This is a genomic window from Ornithinibacillus halophilus (assembly GCF_900129485.1).
Lineage (GTDB): Bacteria > Bacillota > Bacilli > Bacillales > Amphibacillaceae > Ornithinibacillus > Ornithinibacillus halophilus.
In genome coordinates this window covers 354,168-372,109 of record NZ_FQVW01000001.1, presented here as the reverse complement: position 1 = coordinate 372,109, position 17,942 = coordinate 354,168, and the positions used below count along the sequence as shown (strand labels likewise).

Annotated in this window: 20 protein-coding genes; 19 read left to right on the top strand and 1 reads right to left on the bottom strand. The window is 33.9% G+C overall.

From position 1 onward, the window contains the following. The 8 genes from sigF to BUB12_RS01890 all read left to right on the top strand — a co-directional run bounded on the left by sigF (position 1) and on the right by BUB12_RS01890 (position 6,470). The gene (gene sigF / locus BUB12_RS01925) at positions 1 to 756 is read left to right on the top strand and encodes an RNA polymerase sporulation sigma factor SigF (RefSeq protein WP_072887450.1); all 756 of its coding nucleotides are present in this window, start codon (positions 1 to 3) and stop codon (positions 754 to 756) included. Positions 757 to 917: 161 nt separating this feature from the next. After that, a complete protein-coding gene (locus tag BUB12_RS01920) occupies positions 918 to 1,538 on the top strand; it encodes a stage V sporulation protein AA (RefSeq protein WP_072887448.1) in 621 nt (206 codons plus the stop codon). Next, positions 1,519 to 1,947 (top strand): stage V sporulation protein AB, encoded by a 429-nt coding sequence (locus BUB12_RS01915; RefSeq protein WP_072887447.1) that lies wholly within the window; start codon positions 1,519 to 1,521, stop codon positions 1,945 to 1,947. The genes BUB12_RS01920 and BUB12_RS01915 overlap by 20 nt, the downstream gene beginning before the upstream one ends. 16 nt (positions 1,948 to 1,963) lie before the next feature. Then, positions 1,964 to 3,430 carry a spore germination protein gene (locus tag BUB12_RS01910; protein ID WP_407668436.1) on the top strand — a complete coding sequence of 489 codons (1,467 nt, stop codon included), beginning with the start codon at positions 1,964 to 1,966 and terminating at the stop codon, positions 3,428 to 3,430. Between the two features lie 170 nt (positions 3,431 to 3,600). After that, positions 3,601 to 4,905, top strand: coding sequence for a diaminopimelate decarboxylase (gene lysA, locus BUB12_RS01905; RefSeq protein WP_072887445.1), 1,305 nt, complete (start codon positions 3,601 to 3,603; stop codon positions 4,903 to 4,905). 118 nt (positions 4,906 to 5,023) lie between these two features. Continuing rightward, entirely contained in the window at positions 5,024 to 5,461 is a 438-nt protein-coding gene (locus tag BUB12_RS01900; protein ID WP_072887443.1) for a peptidylprolyl isomerase, read from the top strand. A gap of 21 nt (positions 5,462 to 5,482) precedes the next feature. Beyond that, positions 5,483 to 5,932, top strand: coding sequence for a hypothetical protein (locus BUB12_RS01895; protein ID WP_072887441.1), 450 nt, complete (start codon positions 5,483 to 5,485; stop codon positions 5,930 to 5,932). A gap of 178 nt (positions 5,933 to 6,110) precedes the next feature. Further along, the gene (locus tag BUB12_RS01890) at positions 6,111 to 6,470 is read left to right on the top strand and encodes a GNAT family N-acetyltransferase (RefSeq protein WP_072887439.1); all 360 of its coding nucleotides are present in this window, start codon (positions 6,111 to 6,113) and stop codon (positions 6,468 to 6,470) included. A gap of 133 nt (positions 6,471 to 6,603) precedes the next feature. Here the strand turns inward: BUB12_RS01890 and BUB12_RS01885 are convergent, their stop codons facing one another. Beyond that, positions 6,604 to 6,693 (bottom strand): YjcZ family sporulation protein, encoded by a 90-nt coding sequence (locus BUB12_RS01885; protein WP_072887437.1) that lies wholly within the window; start codon positions 6,691 to 6,693, stop codon positions 6,604 to 6,606. Between the two features lie 220 nt (positions 6,694 to 6,913). Here BUB12_RS01885 and BUB12_RS01880 point away from each other — a divergent pair, with 220 nt between their 5' ends. The 11 genes from BUB12_RS01880 to BUB12_RS01830 all read left to right on the top strand — a co-directional run bounded on the left by BUB12_RS01880 (position 6,914) and on the right by BUB12_RS01830 (position 17,932). Next, positions 6,914 to 7,648, top strand: coding sequence for a segregation/condensation protein A (locus BUB12_RS01880; protein ID WP_072887435.1), 735 nt, complete (start codon positions 6,914 to 6,916; stop codon positions 7,646 to 7,648). A 3-nt stretch (positions 7,649 to 7,651) separates the two neighbouring features. Further along, the gene (gene scpB, locus BUB12_RS01875) at positions 7,652 to 8,230 is read left to right on the top strand and encodes an SMC-Scp complex subunit ScpB (protein ID WP_072887422.1); all 579 of its coding nucleotides are present in this window, start codon (positions 7,652 to 7,654) and stop codon (positions 8,228 to 8,230) included. Between the two features lie 101 nt (positions 8,231 to 8,331). Then, positions 8,332 to 9,435 carry a D-alanyl-D-alanine carboxypeptidase family protein gene (locus BUB12_RS01870; protein WP_072887420.1) on the top strand — a complete coding sequence of 368 codons (1,104 nt, stop codon included), beginning with the start codon at positions 8,332 to 8,334 and terminating at the stop codon, positions 9,433 to 9,435. A gap of 1 nt (position 9,436) precedes the next feature. Further along, on the top strand, positions 9,437 to 10,021 hold the full coding sequence (locus tag BUB12_RS01865) for a nucleoside recognition domain-containing protein (RefSeq protein WP_072887418.1): 585 nt from the start codon (positions 9,437 to 9,439) through the stop codon (positions 10,019 to 10,021). A gap of 3 nt (positions 10,022 to 10,024) precedes the next feature. After that, a complete protein-coding gene (locus BUB12_RS01860) occupies positions 10,025 to 10,555 on the top strand; it encodes a spore maturation protein (RefSeq protein ID WP_072887416.1) in 531 nt (176 codons plus the stop codon). A gap of 113 nt (positions 10,556 to 10,668) precedes the next feature. Then, positions 10,669 to 11,397 (top strand): pseudouridine synthase, encoded by a 729-nt coding sequence (locus BUB12_RS01855; protein ID WP_072887414.1) that lies wholly within the window; start codon positions 10,669 to 10,671, stop codon positions 11,395 to 11,397. Between the two features lie 66 nt (positions 11,398 to 11,463). Then, positions 11,464 to 12,048: a thiol-disulfide oxidoreductase ResA gene (gene resA, locus BUB12_RS01850; RefSeq protein ID WP_072887412.1), complete on the top strand. Its 585-nt coding sequence runs from the start codon at positions 11,464 to 11,466 to the stop codon at positions 12,046 to 12,048. Positions 12,049 to 12,070: 22 nt separating this feature from the next. Continuing rightward, positions 12,071 to 13,801: a cytochrome c biogenesis protein ResB gene (gene resB / locus BUB12_RS01845; RefSeq protein WP_072887410.1), complete on the top strand. Its 1,731-nt coding sequence runs from the start codon at positions 12,071 to 12,073 to the stop codon at positions 13,799 to 13,801. A gap of 20 nt (positions 13,802 to 13,821) precedes the next feature. Continuing rightward, positions 13,822 to 15,015: a c-type cytochrome biogenesis protein CcsB gene (ccsB, locus tag BUB12_RS01840; RefSeq protein WP_072887408.1), complete on the top strand. Its 1,194-nt coding sequence runs from the start codon at positions 13,822 to 13,824 to the stop codon at positions 15,013 to 15,015. Between the two features lie 440 nt (positions 15,016 to 15,455). Next, positions 15,456 to 16,172, top strand: a complete 717-nt coding sequence (locus BUB12_RS01835; protein ID WP_072887406.1) for a response regulator transcription factor — start codon at positions 15,456 to 15,458, stop codon at positions 16,170 to 16,172. Beyond that, the gene (locus BUB12_RS01830; protein ID WP_072887404.1) at positions 16,172 to 17,932 is read left to right on the top strand and encodes an ATP-binding protein; all 1,761 of its coding nucleotides are present in this window, start codon (positions 16,172 to 16,174) and stop codon (positions 17,930 to 17,932) included. Before BUB12_RS01835 ends, BUB12_RS01830 begins: the two co-directional genes overlap by 1 nt. Positions 17,933 to 17,942: the final 10 nt, after the last annotated feature.

Genomic DNA, 17,942 nt, shown 5'->3' with positions numbered 1-17,942 from the left:
ATGGATGTTAATGTGAAAAATAATAACCGAAAAGATGCTTTAACAGATGAACAGGTGAAAGATTATATTTACAGAAGTCAACAAGGGGATAAAGAGGCTAGAGATATACTAGTTGAGAAAAATATTAGACTAGTATGGTCTGTTGTTCAACGTTTCATGAACCGTGGATATGATCCAGATGACTTATTCCAAATTGGTAGTATCGGATTAATTAAATCAATTGATAAATTTGATCTTTCCTATGATGTTCGTTTCTCAACGTACGCTGTACCTATGATTATAGGTGAAATACAGCGATTTCTTAGAGATGACGGCAGTGTAAAAGTAAGCCGGTCATTAAAAGAAATGGGTAATAAAATACGAAAAAAGAAAGATGAATTAACGAAGGAATATGGTAGGTCACCGACTATTAATGAAATTGCTAGGGAACTAGAATTAACTCCAGAAGAAGTAGTACATGCACAGGAAGCAGCTAAAGCACCTCATTCAATACATGAAACAGTATTTGAAAATGATGGGGATCCAATAACTTTATTGGATCAAATAGCCGATCAGGATGCTAACTGGTTCGACAAATTATCTTTGCAGGAAGCAATTAGGGGTCTAGATGCACGTGAAAGGTTAATCCTGTACTTAAGATACTATAAAGATAAAACCCAATCAGAAGTTGCTGAAAGACTAGGAATTTCACAAGTGCAGGTTTCTAGATTAGAAAAGAAAATATTAATCGAGATGAAAGAAAAAATTGAACCATAGAATAAGTACATTAGAATAAGGAATGGTTAAAAAGCGTGTTTGGAATGATAAATCCATACACGCTTTTTTGTATTAATAATGCTCTACGCTTTTCTTATAATAAAATTTACTTTTGTACAAATACTAGTATGTATCGAGTGAAGGTAAAGGTGGGAAAATTGGTGACGGATATCTTATATTTGCGCCTTAAAAGAAACATTGAATTTTCATCGATGCAAGAGGTTAGATTAAAGGATATAGCGTACTTAACAATTAATTCCGATAAATTACAGAAGTCGCTAGGAAATATGAAGATTTATCAAATTACACAGAAAGATAAGGAAATAGTGGTCATTGATAGCTTTTTAATAATTAAATACTTAACGGAAATGCATCCCAATTTAGAAATACAACTCTTAGGACCAGAACAAACCATTATACGGATAAAGAAATATAAGAAATCACCTTCAGTATTAATTGTTGGATTTGTATGGCTTCTTTTATTCATTGGGACAGCAATGACAATCATGAATTTTCATTATGATGTTAGCATGCAAGAGGTCCAACAAAAACTTCACTTTTTATTAACTGGTGAAGAAAATGAGTACCCTTTATGGATTCAAATACCTTACTCGTTGGGGTTAGGAGCTGGTATGTTATTGTTTTTTAATTATTTCTTTAAAAAGAAGTTTAATGAAGAACCAAGTCCACTGGAATTAGAAATCTACAAATATCAGCAAGGCATTGATAATTATGTTAGCTATTATGAGAACAAATTAAACAATGGCAACGATCCTTTCTAATCTTATACAACTATTTGTAGGTTTTGCTGGTGGGCTTGCTGTTGGGTGTGGGTTTGTTGCTTTTTTGACTGTATTAGGCATCATCCCCAGGTTAATTCAACTAAGTAAAACGAATAAATTAATAAAATCTTATATCGGATGTGTAGTTACTGGTACATTGTTTGGTACATTCATGTCATTTGCTGGTATTCATTGGTCCCAGCCAAGTATTTTATTAGCTGTCTGGGGTATATTTCATGGGGTTTTTAACGGAATGCTTGCTGCAGCATTGACGGAAGTACTAAATGTTTTTCCGTTAATAACAAAACGTATCGGATTAAACCAGTATTTATTATGGTTTTTGATGGCAATCGTTTTTGGTAAAATTGCTGGTTCATTATTTCAATGGATTATCTTGGTTAGGTATTAGAAAATCAGGGAATGGAGTGAAAAAAGTGAAAAAAAGTCCGATCTCTGGAAAAATTTCGGAAACTCAAAAATATATGGAAACTAAAATAGGAGTGGGTACTTCCTATGATGTTGGCTTCAGAGAAATTGTCATTCTAAAAACAAAGGTACAATTGTATTATTTAACAGGCTTAGTTGATAGTGCAATCGTTCAAGAATTATTGAAGGAACTTGTTAATTTAAATGACCATGAAAAAAATCGTAAAAAAGTACCTGAGATAATTGAAAATCGTCTTTTACACCAACAGGTTGATCCTATTAAATCAATGGATGAGGCTGTTGATCAAATGTTATCAGGTTTAATTGTTGTTTTTATTGATGGAGAAAAATTTGCATTTGTTGTTGATGTTAGAAGTTATCCAGGGAGATCACCAGAAGAACCGGATACGGAAAGAGTAATTAGAGGTTCCCGTGATGGATATACGGAAAATGTTGTAGAGAACACTGCGCTTACTAGACGGAGAATACGGGATGCAAGATTAAGGCATGAAATGTTAAAAGTTGGAGAACGTTCCAAAACTGATGTTTGTATTAGTTATTTACAAGATGTGGCTGATGATGGTTTGGTCCAATTAATTAAAGATAAGATCGAACAAATTGAAATTGATGGTATCTCTATGGCAGAGAAAACGTTAGAAGAATATATTGTGAAGAGAAATTGGAATCCATATCCATTAGTGAGATATACCGAACGACCAGATGTCGCAGCAAGTCATCTCTTAGAAGGACATGTATTAATTATCGTTGATACATCTCCTTCAGTAATTATATTACCAACAACATTCTTCCATCATGTTCAACATGCTGAAGAACATCGTCAAGTTCCAACAATAGGAACATTTATTAGGTGGACAAGATTTTTAGCAGTATTTGCTTCACTATTTCTTTTGCCGGCATGGCTATTATTTGTATTAGATCCTTCCCTATTACCAAAAGGATTGTCGTTTATCGGACCGAATGATGAAGGAAATATTCCAATCGTGATTCAAATTATTCTAGGAGTAATAGGGATAGAGTTTCTGAGGATGGCCGCGATACATACTCCTACTGCTCTATCTACAGCAATGGGGTTAATAGCAGCTGTTTTAATTGGACAAATTGCAATTGATGTAGGGATGTTAAGTCCTGAAGTTATTTTATATATTTCTATAAGTGCCATAGGTTCTTATGTAACGCCGAGTTATGAACTGAGTGTCGCAAACAAAGTTGCAAATTTATTCTTATTAATTGCAACTTCCATTTGGGGATTAATAGGATTTGTAATTAGTGTAACGATTTTTCTATTATTCTTAGCGAGTATCAAATCATTACGGACTCCATATTTATGGCCATTATTACCTTTTAACTTTAAAGCGATGGTAAATATTCTATTCCGTGTTCCTGTTCCATTAACGAAGAGCAGGCCAAGTATCGTACACCCTAAAAACAATTACAGACAACCTTAAGTTCAATAGAGATACAATTCGTAAAAATACGGGCTGTATCTCTTTTGTTTTAAAAAATGGTGTGATAAAGTATCTTTATTAGTTAGAAATTTAAGAAAAGCGCGTGCGCTCGGAATTAGTCATCTCTGAAAGTTATACTTTCTAATCTATTAAAAAATCGGGGGATTAATATGGTTAACCATCCATTTAAAATAAATTCATTAGGACATCTGGAAGTAGGAGGGGTTGATACTATTGATTTGGCAAAAAAATACGGAACCCCATTATATGTATATGATGTTAATTTAATTAGACAAAATTGTCGTTCATTTGTTGAAACGTTTAAAAAAGTTGATGTAAAAGCGCAGGTAGCGTATGCAAGTAAGGCTTTTTCTTCGATTGCTATTTTACAAGTAATGAAACAAGAAGGTTTATCACTGGATGTGGTTTCAGAAGGTGAACTTTATACAGCATTACAAGCTGGCTTTCCTAGCGAACGAATACATTTACACGGAAACAATAAGAGTATAAATGAATTAAAAATGGCTATTGAAAATAATGTAGGCTGTATCGTTGTCGATAACTTTTATGAAATTGAACTTTTAGAGATGTTATTGAAGGAGTATGATACGCAAGTAGACGTTCTAATTCGAGTAACACCAGGTATTAAATCCAACACCCATCAATATATACTAACAGGAAATGAAGATTCAAAATTTGGTTTTGATTTACACAATGGACAAGCTGAAAAAGCATTGCAACAGCTCCAAAACCACACACATATTCGTTTTAAAGGATTACACTGTCATATCGGTTCACAAATCTTTGAGACTGATAGGTTTACAAAAACAACGGATATACTATTTGGCGTTTTAGCTAGATGGAAAGAAACATATGGATTTATTCCTGAAGTTTTAAATTTAGGTGGAGGTTTTGGGATTAAATACACAGAAAATGATACTCCTTTACCACTAAATACTTATGTGGAAGAGATTACTGTAGCAGTTAGAAATCATACAAAACAAATTGATATTCCTATGCCAGAAATCTGGATCGAACCTGGTAGGTCCATTGTAGGTAATGCAGGGTTAACCTTATACACCGTTGGTTCAATGAAGGAAATTCCTGGAGTAAGAAATTATGTCTCTGTGGATGGTGGGATGACGGACAACATACGTCCAGCTCTTTATCAAGCGAAGTATGAGGGAGTCCTTGCTAACAAAGCAAACCAGGAAAATGAGACCGTAGTTTCAATTGCCGGAAAATGTTGTGAATCAGGAGATATGCTTATTTGGGATTTACCTACACCAAAAGTCGATCCTGGCGATATTCTAGCTGTATTTTCTACAGGTGCATATGGTTATTCAATGGCTAGTAATTATAACCGTTTTTCTAAACCTGCAGTTGTATTTGTAGAAAATGGGATAGACAACCTAGTTGTAAAAAGAGAAACGTTTGAAGATATTACTCGTTTTGATTTAACCTATGAGGGCTAGTTAAATGCCCAAATTCTGAGGTACTTGTTATAAATGGATTAGCAGTACTTTAATTTATTGGAATATCATGTTAATATAAGTTAAGATTTTATAAAAATCAGGTTAGGAGCAAATAAATATGACAAAAAACGGATATATCATCATGGAAAATGGAAATAAGATTACTTTTGATCTTTTTCCTAATGAAGCACCAAATACAGTAGCAAACTTTGAAAAATTAGCTAATGAAAATTTTTATGATGGCTTAACTTTTCACAGAGTGATAGATGGATTTGTTAGTCAAGGTGGTTGCCCTAGAGGGAATGGAACAGGAGATGCAGGATACACCATAAAATGTGAAACAGAAGGAAACCCTCATAAACATGTAGAAGGTTCTCTTTCAATGGCACATGCTGGTAAAGACACTGGTAGTAGTCAGTTCTTTATCGTACATGAACCTCAACCTCATTTAAATGGTGTTCATACTGTTTTTGGTCAGGTAACTTCTGGCATGGAGCATGTAAAAGCAATGAAAAATGGGGATGTAATGAAAGAAGTTAAAGTATTATCTGAATAAAAATAGAAATTTGGAAAACAAATGGATGTATTATTCTGGCTTTATCTTTTATTCGTCGCTATTCCACTCTGTACATTAATACACGAAAGTGGTCATATGCTTGCAGCGAGGATACTAAAGGCTGATCATATTACTCTAGTTATAGGTAGGGGAAGCGACAAATATAAATTCTCAATATCTAAACTACAAGTCGTAATTAGAAGTCTTTTCTTGATTACAGGAGTTACTGAAAGTAGTCGTGAAAAGCCATACAAACGATTAGAGATTATTTTTATTACATTATGTGGACCAATTAGTAACTTATTTTTCTTCCTATTGTTTTTGTATTTATATATGATATTTCATAATGACTATGTCTTTGTGTTAATGTTATTGAATGCATGGATAGGAATAGTCAATATTACTCCATTTAAAGTTAAAGGTAAATTGTCAGATGGATATGTTATCTTTCAACAAATATTCAAAAAATAATTAAAAATCTTGTATGATTTATGATTAGTTCGTTTATAATGTTGAAAAGGGATATTTTGGTAATAGGAATTCTTGTGGTTTCTTATGTTTATTCATTTACCAAGATATAATATAATTACGAATAGTTGACGTGATTAAAGATCTGCTTTTTATAAAAGCTTTTTAATGAGGGATTAAAATGTTAATACGCTACAAAAAAAACTTTGAAAAAATCGCCATGGGCTTGCTTTCTTTTATGCCTGAGGAAAAGGATGTTAAAAAACTACAACATACGATTAAGGAATATGAAGTAAATCCTAACTGGCACCTATTTCTTTGGAAAGAAGATGATATTATTGGTGCAATTGGGATTAGCACAGAAGATGAAATTAATGCTGTGATTCAACATATCTCTGTTAATCCTTCTCACCGCAATACAGGAATAGGTAAAAGAATGGTTCGAGAAGCGGTAAAGAATTTTGAAGAAAAGTATGTAGTCTGTCCTAACGATTCAACGAAGCGTTTTTATCATAAATGTAGTGAACTTCTTAATGGGTAGTTCAGCATATGATATGTGGATAGAGAAGTGTTAGCACTACTCTAATACAAAAATCAGCCCTAATCAATTAGGGCTGATTTTCTTTCCATGTTCATGGATAAATATCAATCGTAGCTACTTTTTCTTTTTTATTTTATAGCCAAGCTGCACCAACGATAATTAGAAGGATAAATAATACTACGATTAACGCGAATCCTCCACCATATCCATAACTATTTCCCATAAAGCAATTCCTCCTTTTTTAAAAATAAATGTTTTAATAACATTTATCTTACGTTAATAACGTATGTAAGATATAATTCTGATGTATGGGCGTTTGTGACAAGTTGAAAAAAATATTTATTCCATACTGATTCGTGATACTATTACATAGGACCAATGAGAAGGTTCTAATAAAAGAAAAAACTTTAGATGTTGATTTCAAATATGAAGGGATGATTGTGATGAATCAGGTATATGAAGTGAAATTAGATTCTTTTGAGGGACCACTTGATTTGTTGTTACATTTAATCCATCAATATGAAATCGATATTTATGATATTCCGGTTGCAAAAATTACGGAACAATATATGAACTATATTCACACTATGCAACAGTTAGAGCTTAATATTGCTAGTGAATATCTTGTAATGGCTGCAACACTGATTGAAATTAAAAGCCATATGCTTCTACCGAATCAAGAAATTGATGAAGAAGATGAGTATATGGAAGATCCACGTGATGAATTGATGCAGAGGTTGATTGAATACCGGAAATATAAAGAAGCAGCGGAAAAATTAAAAGAAAAAGAAGAAGACGCTAATCATACTTTCACAAGGCCACCAGTAGTTTTTGATGAAAAAGTGTCAAAACCTCCAATTATACAAGGGGATGTTTCCATCTACGATATGATTGGTGCTTTAGGTAAAATGATGGAAAGAAAAAAATGGAATGAACCCCTCGATACACGTATTCAACGGGTTGACATTCCAATTGAGAAACGAATGGATGAAGTATTACAGCTTGTTCGTGATTCAAAAGATGGAGTTGCTTTTGAGAATATGTTTCCTTATCAGTCGCGTTCTCACATTGTTGTTACTTTTATTGCTTTACTAGAATTAATGAAAAAGAAAGAAGTAACGTGTAAACAAGAACGACATTTTGAATCACTATTTGTATATTATTTGGGAGATGCTTAACTGATGAATGAATTAAAAGGAGTAGTAGAGGGTCTGTTATTTGCAAGTGGAGATGAAGGAATGACCGTGAGGCAATTAGCTGCTGTTATGGAAGTAACCGAAGAGACCATTAATCATATGTTAGAAGAATTAAAATATGATTATGAACGAGTTGATCGAGGGATGATGATTATGCAGTCTCATGATGTTTTTCATTTAACTACGAAACCAGAGCACAGTGAGTATTTTAAAAGATTGCTAGCAACACCTCAATCAAGTCGAATGTCACAAGCTGCTTTGGAAACGTTAGCTATTATTGCATATAAACAACCTATCACTCGTTCAGAGATTGATGATATACGAGGAGTTAAAAGTGACCGTCCTGTTCAGACTTTATTGGCCCGCTCTTTAATTGAAGAGGTGGGAAGAAAAGAAGGTGTTGGAAGACCTGTCCTTTTTGGAACAACTAAAGACTTTTTAACTTACTTTGGATTAACATCATTAGAAGAATTACCACCTTTACCAGATAACCTAGGGGATGAGGAAGCTATCGAAGAAGCTGATTTATTTTTTGATCGTTTTAATCAAATCGAAGAAAATTAATTGGAAACTCTCACAAATTGTGAGGGTTTTTTGTTTTTATGTTCATATCCATTATGTACAAGCATAAAATGTAGAGACATAAAATTGTAGGAGGCCAACTCATGCGAAGAATTGCAATTACCACTTTGATATTAATTTTGTTCTTTACTACTTTGTTTCCAAATATTGGACATGCTACTCCTTCTGTTTCTGCAAAGAATGCAGTGCTAATAGAAGAATCTACGGGAAGGATTCTCTTTGAAAAAAATGCACATGAGAAATCTTCTATTGCTAGTATCACTAAGATAATGACTGCTATTGTTGCCATTGAATCTGGAATGTTGAAGGAAAAGGCAACCGCTAGTAATAGAGCAGTTTATACAGAAGGTTCCTCCATATATTTAAAGGAAGGCGAAAAAATGACCATTGAAGATCTTCTCTATGGTCTTATGCTAAGGTCTGGAAATGATGCAGCAATGGCTATAAGTGAACATGTTGGTGGAAGTATGGAGGGATTTGTTCATTTAATGAATGAAAAAGCTAGTTGGTTAGGTATGTCAAATACTAACTTTGAAAACCCACATGGACTAGATTCGGACAAGCATTATTCATCAGCATACGATATGGCACTTCTGATGAGTTATGCTATGAAAGATAAAGAATTTCAGAAAATAACTAGTGCGAAATCTTATAAGTCCGAACAACGTTCTTATAGTTGGCAAAATAAAAATAAATTATTAACGATGTATTATAAGTATTGTACAGGAGGAAAAACTGGCTTCACTAAGAAGACAGGAAGAACCCTTGTATCAACTGCATCTAAAGATGGAATGAATTTAATTGCAGTAACACTGGACGCTCCCGATGATTGGCGCGATCATATGAAGATGTTTGATTGGGGTTTTGAAAACTACGAAATGGAATCTCTAATTAAACAAGGACAAACGACAGTCGAAACCGATTCGCAAACTAGTTTAACTGGTGTAATTAAAGAAGATCGTCTATACCCGCTTACAAATGAAGAGAAGGAACTTATTAACAAAAAAATTCTAATTCAAGAACAAGAACAGTACGAGAATGGCGATAAAATTGGTTTGGCAATTTTCTCTCTAGATAATAATCGTATATTAGAAGTACCTATATTTATGAGTTCAGATGAACCTACTGAAAAAAATTTCATGGATGATTTTATATCAATATTTAAGAAAATATTTAGGTTGGGGTAACATGGTAAATATTATTTGGGCAAGTATGGCTATTATAGGTATTATTTATGCAATGATAAATGGAACGATGGATCAAGTAAATAAAGCTATATTTGAAACTGCAAACGAGGCAGTAACACTTTCCATAGGTTTAATTAGTGTTTTAGTATTTTGGTTAGGAATTATGAAAGTTGCAGAAAAGGCTGGGATATTAAACGTACTTGCTAAAATATTTAGGCCGATTGTTGTACGGATATTCCCAGATATTCCTAAAGACCACCCGGCGATAGGTTATATATTATCTAATATTACAGCTAATTTATTTGGATTAGGAAATGCTGCAACACCAATGGGGATTAAGGCGATGGAACAAATGAAACAGTTAAGTGGTACAGATACAGCATCTAGATCAATGATTACATTTCTTGCTTTAAATACCTCAAGTTTAACTATCATACCAACAACGGTTATTGCGATTCGGATGCAGTATAATTCGGTATCTCCTACAGAAATTGTTGGTACGACAATTATAGCTACTGTTATTTCAACAATAAGTGCTTTATTAATTGATCGTTATTTTTATTATAGAAGTATTCGGGGGAAGTAAAATATGGGGTTTATAACAGCTGTAAGTTCGTGGCTAATACCATGCTTTATTCTAATCGTTCTTGTAGTGGCTACGTGGAAAAAAATACCTGCTTATGAATTATTTGTTGAGGGAGGTAAAGAAGGGGTAAAGATGGCTTTTTCTTTACTTCCTTTTTTAGTAGGAATGATAGTTTCTATATCCATATTAAGAAGTTCCGGTGCATTAGAAGCTTTTATTCATTTTATCTCACCTTTTTTATCGTTTATAGGAATACCACCTGATATTATTCCTCTAGCACTTGTACGGCCAATCTCAGGAACTGCAGCATTAGGAATGACAACCGAATTAATCGATACACACGGACCGGATTCTTTTATAGGTCGATTAGCCTCTACAATGCAGGGGAGTACAGATACTACACTTTATATTCTAACAGTATATTTTGGTGCTGTCGGTATCAGAAAAATGGGTTATGCGCTTAAAGTTGGACTTCTAGCCGATTTAGTTGGTATAATTGCATCGATAATAATTGTTACTCTTATATTTGGATAAAACCCGTTAAGTAGCGTTAACATAAGGTTAACGCTATTATTGTGTTTATCCCAATATAATAACAGTAATAATTTACAACTTAAACAACTATAAAATTATAAAATGGTGATAATATGTCGAATCTAGAACGTTTACAGAAAGTAATTGCACAAAGTGGTGTCACTTCAAGACGTAAAGCAGAAAAACTAATTGAAGATGGCAAGGTAAAAGTTAACGGGAAAGTAGTTACTGAACTTGGAACTAAGGTTAGCCCAAACGATAAAGTAGAGGTTAATGGAATCCAATTGGAAAAAGAATTGCCGGTTTATTATATGTTTTATAAACCAAGAGGAGTAATCTCAAGTCTAAGTGATGATAAAGGACGTAAAGTTGTTACAGACTTTTTCCCAGAGATTGATGAAAGAATTTTTCCTATTGGAAGATTAGACTATGATACTTCTGGTATTTTATTGCTAACGAACGATGGTAATTTTGCAAATCTACTAATGCACCCTAAACACGGAGTGGAGAAAGTATATGTTGCAAAAATTAAAGGAATTCCTTCTAAGACTGAATTAGCAAGACTATTAAAAGGTGTAAAAGATAAAGGCGAAGTGTTAAAAGCGATTCGCTATAATATTTTGTCTGTTGACAGAAAAAAAGGGACAATGATTTTAGAGTTAACATTGCAAGAGGGGAAAAACCGACATGTTCGACGAATGATGGAACAACTTGGTTATCCTGTACTCAAACTAAAAAGAGAAAAGTATGGCTTGTTAACACTAGATGGAATGAGGGTTGGTGAGCATCGACCGTTAACCCCAAAAGAAGTTAAACAAATGCGTAACCATGCAACAGATTAAATTGTTGAATAATAGACAAATTTACCATAGTGGTAAAGTGGTATAATGGTGCGAGAGGTGATGGGCGTGAGTATAGAAAATAAAAGACCGAATAAAGCAAAGAAAAAGAGAAATCGCTTAATTTTTAGAACAGCAATACTCGCTGTATTATTTGTTGCCATTATTTATGCTGTTGTTACCAATTTAAATAAGGATAATACGATTTATAAAATAGGTGATCAAGCTCCAGATTTTCAATTAGAGCAAATAAATCATAACAATGAAGTAGAATCCATTCAGTTAAGTGAGCTTCAAGGAAAGGGCGTTATGCTTAATTTTTGGGGAACCTGGTGTGACCCTTGTGAAGCCGAGATGCCTTATATGCAACAACTATATCCTGAATATAAAGAAAAGGGTGTAGAAATCATTGCGGTTGTCTTAAATGACACTAGATTTAATGTGAAACAATTTGTAAACAAGTATGATCTAACATTCCCAATTCCTTTTGATAATAAAGGAGCGATTCAAGATTTATATAAAATTGGACCTATTCCAAGCTCATTCTTTATAAGCCCTGAAGGAGAGATTGTAGAAAAAGTGGAAGGGGCACTTACACTTGAAAGGTTAGAAGGATATTTGAAACAAATAGAACCGGAAGACAACCAAGATTGAAAGTAGTTAGTGAGGGATATCGATGAAAAGTATAAAATGTGAATGTGGACATGTGAATCCAGAAGGCACAGTCCTTTGTGAAGCATGTGGTAAGCCGATTGAAGGTAACCAACACATTGACGGCAACGATAAAAAGAAATTACTTAATATGCGTTATGATGGTACTGCCAGAAGATCACAAACGTATAACAAGTCCATTATTGATAAGATATGGAGCTTTTTCTCAAGTGTCAAAGTTGGTGTATGGTTAATTGTTTTAGCACTTATCGCTTCTGCAATAGGTACAATATTTCCGCAACAACAATACATTCCAATTGATGCAATTTCGAGGGATCCAGCCATTTACTATCCAGAAACTTATGGTATTTTAGGTCAAATATATTATCAATTAGGGTTACATAATTTATTTAGTTCATGGTGGTATTTAATTTTAATTGCATTAATTGGAGTTTCATTAGTGATTTGTAGTTTAGATCGCTTTGTACCACTATATAAAGCATTAAAAATTCAAAAGGCGAAGCGACATAAAACGTTCTTAAGTAGACAACGTTTATATAGTGAAAGCGACGAGGTATCTGAAAAAGAAAAAGAACAAGTTATTCAAAATCTAAAGAAACAAAGATATAAAGTTAGAATAGAAGATGGACATGTATTGGCAGAAAAAGGTCGCTTCTCTCGTTGGGGTCCTTATGTGAATCATATTGGATTAATTATTATTTTGTTAGCTGCATTGTTACGTTCAACACCTATGTTTTATACGAATGAGTATGTTTGGGTTCGAGAAGGAGAACAAATCGTTATTCCTGGAACGGACCGGGAGTATTTCATTGAGAATAAAGGATTCATCTTGGATGTATATGATGAAAATGATGAACGCTTTAAAGATGCAATTCAAAAAGAGGGACGAATTATTCCAAGTAATTTCCAAACAAATGCTGTCGTATATAAACAAAGTGACGATGCTGTAGCAGGTTCAGAAACGGATTTGGAAAAAGTTGCTGAAACCGAAATTCGTATGAACCATCCATTAGAATTTGATGGTTATAAATTATATCAGTCAGGCTATCAATTAAATGAATTTAGTCAAATGACCTTTGAAATACAAGAAATGCCTGAAGAAGAAGGCGCTGAAGTCGAGTCTTTTGGAGAGTTTACCATTGATTTAATAAACCCTCAATCTGAATATGAATTGGATAACGGGTTTACTGTAGTCATTGATGAATATTTTCCAGATTATTTTCTAGATAGTAATGGTCCGAATACGGAAACACAACACCCTAGAAATCCGACGTTCATCTTTAATGTTTATCCTCCAGACACCGATAAATATGAAACAAGTTTTGTTGGGGATATAATTGGAGCAGCAGATTCAATCGGAATTGATACCAACTCTGTTGAATTAAAACCGATGGGTGAAGTTTTAGGAATGTTTGCTACTAATTTAGATGCAACTGGAGAGAATGAATATCAAGTTGCTATTAAAAACATGGACTTCCACCGGGTAAGTGGGCTTTCTGTACGTAAAGACTCAACTTTACCAATCTTTGGTTTTGGTGCGTTTATCTTTATGTTTGGTGTAATTCAAGGGATGTACTGGCAACACCGCCGGATTTGGATTCAACCAACCGATAAAGGGATTCGTTTAGCTGCTCATACAAACAAAAACTGGTTTGGAGTTAAGAAAGATATTGAAAAGGTTATTGAAAATACAAATGTAAAAATGGTAGAAGATCAACAAGAATTGGATGAGTAGTATCGCTAGGAGGATAATCTATGGATAATTTACTGAGTTTTAGTAGCACAATGCTTTATAGTGCTTTTATCTTATATTTAATAGCAACCTTTTTCTTTGGGTTTACAATTAGAGATAATAAAAAGGACCGTCAAGAAAAAAGTAAAGCAGGTACAATTGGGATATCAATAACAATTGTTGGTTTTATCGCTCAATTAACTTACTTTATTACAAGATGGATGGCAAGTGGTCACGCACCAGTTAGTAATTTATTTGAGTTTATGACATTCTTTGGAATGACGATAGTATTAGCGTTTATTGTTATTTATTTTATCTATCGGTTAACAGTACTGGGATTATTTGCTTTACCGGTAGCAATGATAATTATTGCTTATGCAAGTATGTTCCCTACTGAAATTGCACCATTAGTACCATCATTAAAAAGTCATTGGTTATACATTCATGTAACGACAGTTTCTTTAGGACAAGGTATTTTAGCAATTAGTTTTGTAACGGGTGTAATTTACCTTATTAAAAATATTGATCAATCAAAAAGAAGTAAACGTACTACTTGGTTAGAAATTATTATGTATTCACTGATTTTATTCATTGGTTTCATTGTTGCAACGACAGCATTTAACTTGATGAATTATAGTGCAACGTTTGAATATCCTGTGGGTAATAAAACTGTTCAAACAGAATATACGTTACCGGCAATCGCTGGACCAACTGACGGAGTATTACTATCAGATGGTGTAATGGAGCCATTGTTTGAAACACCAGGATGGATGCATGGTGCAGATGCAGGAAGTAAATTTAATACACTCTTATGGTCATTCTTAGTAGGTACAATTATATATGGGATTATTAGATTGATTTTAAGAAAGAGAATTGGCGCAGCTATTCAGCCATTATTAAAAAATGCGAAGCTAGATCTATTAGACGAAATTACTTACCGCGCTGTTGCTATCGGTTTCCCTGTATTTACTCTGGGAGGACTTATCTTTGCAGCAATTTGGGCACAAGAAGCTTGGGGTAGATTCTGGGGATGGGATCCTAAAGAAGTATGGGCGTTAATCACCTGGTTCTTCTATGCGGCTTTCCTTCACCTAAGATTATCTCGTGGATGGCACGGAGAAAAATCTTCATGGTTAGCAGTAGGAGGTTTTGCAATCATCATGTTTAACTTGATTGCAGTAAACTTAATACTTGCTGGACTACATTCATACGCATAGATTTTTTAACCAGCCTGGAAAGAAATTTTCCAGGCTTTCTTCGTATACTAGTTAATATACAAAGCATGCTAAATTTAGCTTATTTTCATTAATCAATTGGTTAGTAAAGTAGAACAAAAAAATAATTGTGAGATTCAAACCAGCGGAGGAAATACACGGAGACTCCTGTGGGAGCAAAGGCATAGGTGAGACCCCACAGGACGTTAGTCCGAGGAGGCTCACCAGCCGCCCACGGAAAGCGAAGTGTATTCCCGAAGCGGTAGGTTTAGCACCAACCACCACTTTAATCGTTTCATTATACCTAAACCATTTTGATAGTGTTATCTTTCTACTATTAAAACGTTGCTAACCATGAAATAACGAATAAAGGTTCGCTGAAATATACTTTTTAAAATGATTGGTTTATACTATAAATATAGGATAGAAAAGGGGAGTTCATGATGGAAGAAAGCGCTAAAATTTTAGTAGTTGATGATGAAGAAAGAATTCGTAGACTCATCCGTATGTATTTAGAACGAGAAGACTTTATCGTAGAAGAAGCAGAAAATGGCACCGAAGCTTTAGAATATACATTAAATAACGATTACGATGTTGTACTCTTAGACATTATGATGCCTGAAATGGATGGAATTGAAGTCTGTCAGGAAATTAGAAAAGAAAAAACCACCCCTATTATAATGTTAACTGCAAAAGGTGAAGAAGCAAATCGTGTACAAGGCTTTGAAGTTGGCGCGGATGATTATATTGTGAAACCATTCAGTCCAAGAGAAGTTGTTTTACGTGTAAAGGCGATTCTACGTCGCTCTACTGCTTCTAACTTTAATGAAGCAGATGCACATGCGAAGAATCTATTAGTGTTTCCACACCTAACTATTGATCATGATGCTCATCGTGTTACTGCTGATGGAAAAGAAGTTAGCTTAACACCAAAAGAATATGAATTGTTATGTTTCTTAGCGAAATCACCAGATAAAGTTTTTAATCGAGAATTGCTATTAAAAGAAGTATGGCAATATGAATTCTTTGGTGATCTAAGAACGGTGGATACACATGTTAAACGATTAAGAGAAAAACTAAACAACGTCTCCAAGGAAGCAGCAAAGATGATTGTAACTGTTTGGGGAGTTGGATATAAATTTGAGGTAGATGATGTATAATGTTTTGGCGTAGTGTTGTTGGAAAACTAGCAATAACGATATTATTGCTAGTTTCTTTTGTATTGTTTATTTTAACGATTTTACTACTAGAATTCTTTGAGAATTTCCATATACAAGAAGCTGAAGATGACTTGATGCAAACAGCAACAAAAGTTTCGGTAATGGTTGAAAATCATGAAGAAAAATCGCTAATATATGAAACAACAGAACGAGTGAAAGATGCTGATACTAAAGTAGCGATATTCTTTCCTGATAATACGTTTTGGTTCTCGAATACCTCTGATGAGCAATTAGATGTGATCAATGAGGATTGGTTAAGTTCTGAAAGTTATTTAACTACTGTACTAAGTGAAAGCGTACAACTACAAGAACAAATTAAAATTCCAAATGAAGAGAAAGGTGCAATGTTGGTAGGAAGGCCAATTGATGACAGTGGAGCTGCAGTATTTGTATTTCAATCATTGGATGTAGTGGACCAAACCAAAGCGGAAACTACTAAAATTATCGTTCTAGCAGCAGGAATAGCGATTATTTTAACTACAATTTTTGCCTTTTTCTTATCTACTAGGATAACAAAGCCACTGATTAAAATGCGTGAAGCTGCTTTTGATTTGACGCGTGGTGAGTTTAATACAAAGGTACCAATTTTAACGTATGATGAAATTGGTGAATTAGCGATGGCTTTTAATCGGATGGGTAGACAATTAAAATTCCATATTAATGCACTCAGACAGGAAAAAGAACAATTATCTAGTATTGTTAGTTCCATGGCAGATGGTGTAATTACGTTAAGTCGAAATGGAGAAATGATTGTTACAAATCCCCCTGCAGAAAGATTTATGGAAGACTGGTATTTTGAAAAGGAAATCGATACAAATGGAATTAATCGAAAATTACCACCAGAATTAAATGCAATCCTTCAAGATGTTATTCAAAAAGAAGAGGAACGATTAGAAGAGATTAGTATCCAAGGTAGAAGTTGGGTAATGATAATGACGCCTCTTTATGATCAGTCTTACGTAAGGGGGGCTGTTACCGTAATTCGTGATATGACCGAAGAACGAAGGCTCGATAAGTTGAGAAAAGATTTTATTGCGAATGTATCGCATGAATTAAGGACGCCTATTTCGATGCTTCAAGGATATAGTGAAGCAATTGTTGATGATATTGCAGAATCAAAAGAAGAAAAGAATGAATTGGCACAAATTATTTATGAAGAGTCACTTCGTCTAAGTCGCTTAGTAAATGAATTACTAGATTTAGCCCGAATGGAAGCTGGTCATATTCAATTAAGTAGAGAAGTTGTTGAATTAGATGGTTATGTCGATCGAATTATTCGCAAATTTGGTGGAGTATCAAGCGAAAATAAAATAGAGTTACTAATAGAAAAAGATATTTCCGTACCTCAGGCAATAATTGATCCAGATCGGATAGAACAAGTATTTACTAACTTAATCGATAATGCAATTCGACATACTTCTGAAGGTGGATATGTAAAAGTAATGCTTGAGAATAATTCAGAGGAAATGATTGTATCTGTAGAAGACAGTGGTAGTGGTATACCAGAAGAAGATTTACCTTTTGTATTTGAACGTTTCTATAAAGCCGATAAGTCAAGGACAAGGGATAAAAAGAAAAAAGGTACAGGTTTGGGTCTAGCTATCGTTAAAAATATTATCGATGCTCATAACGGGACTATTTCTGTTAATAGTAAAATAGGTGTTGGTACATCCTTTACTTTTAAAATCCCAAAAGAATAATTAGATTTAT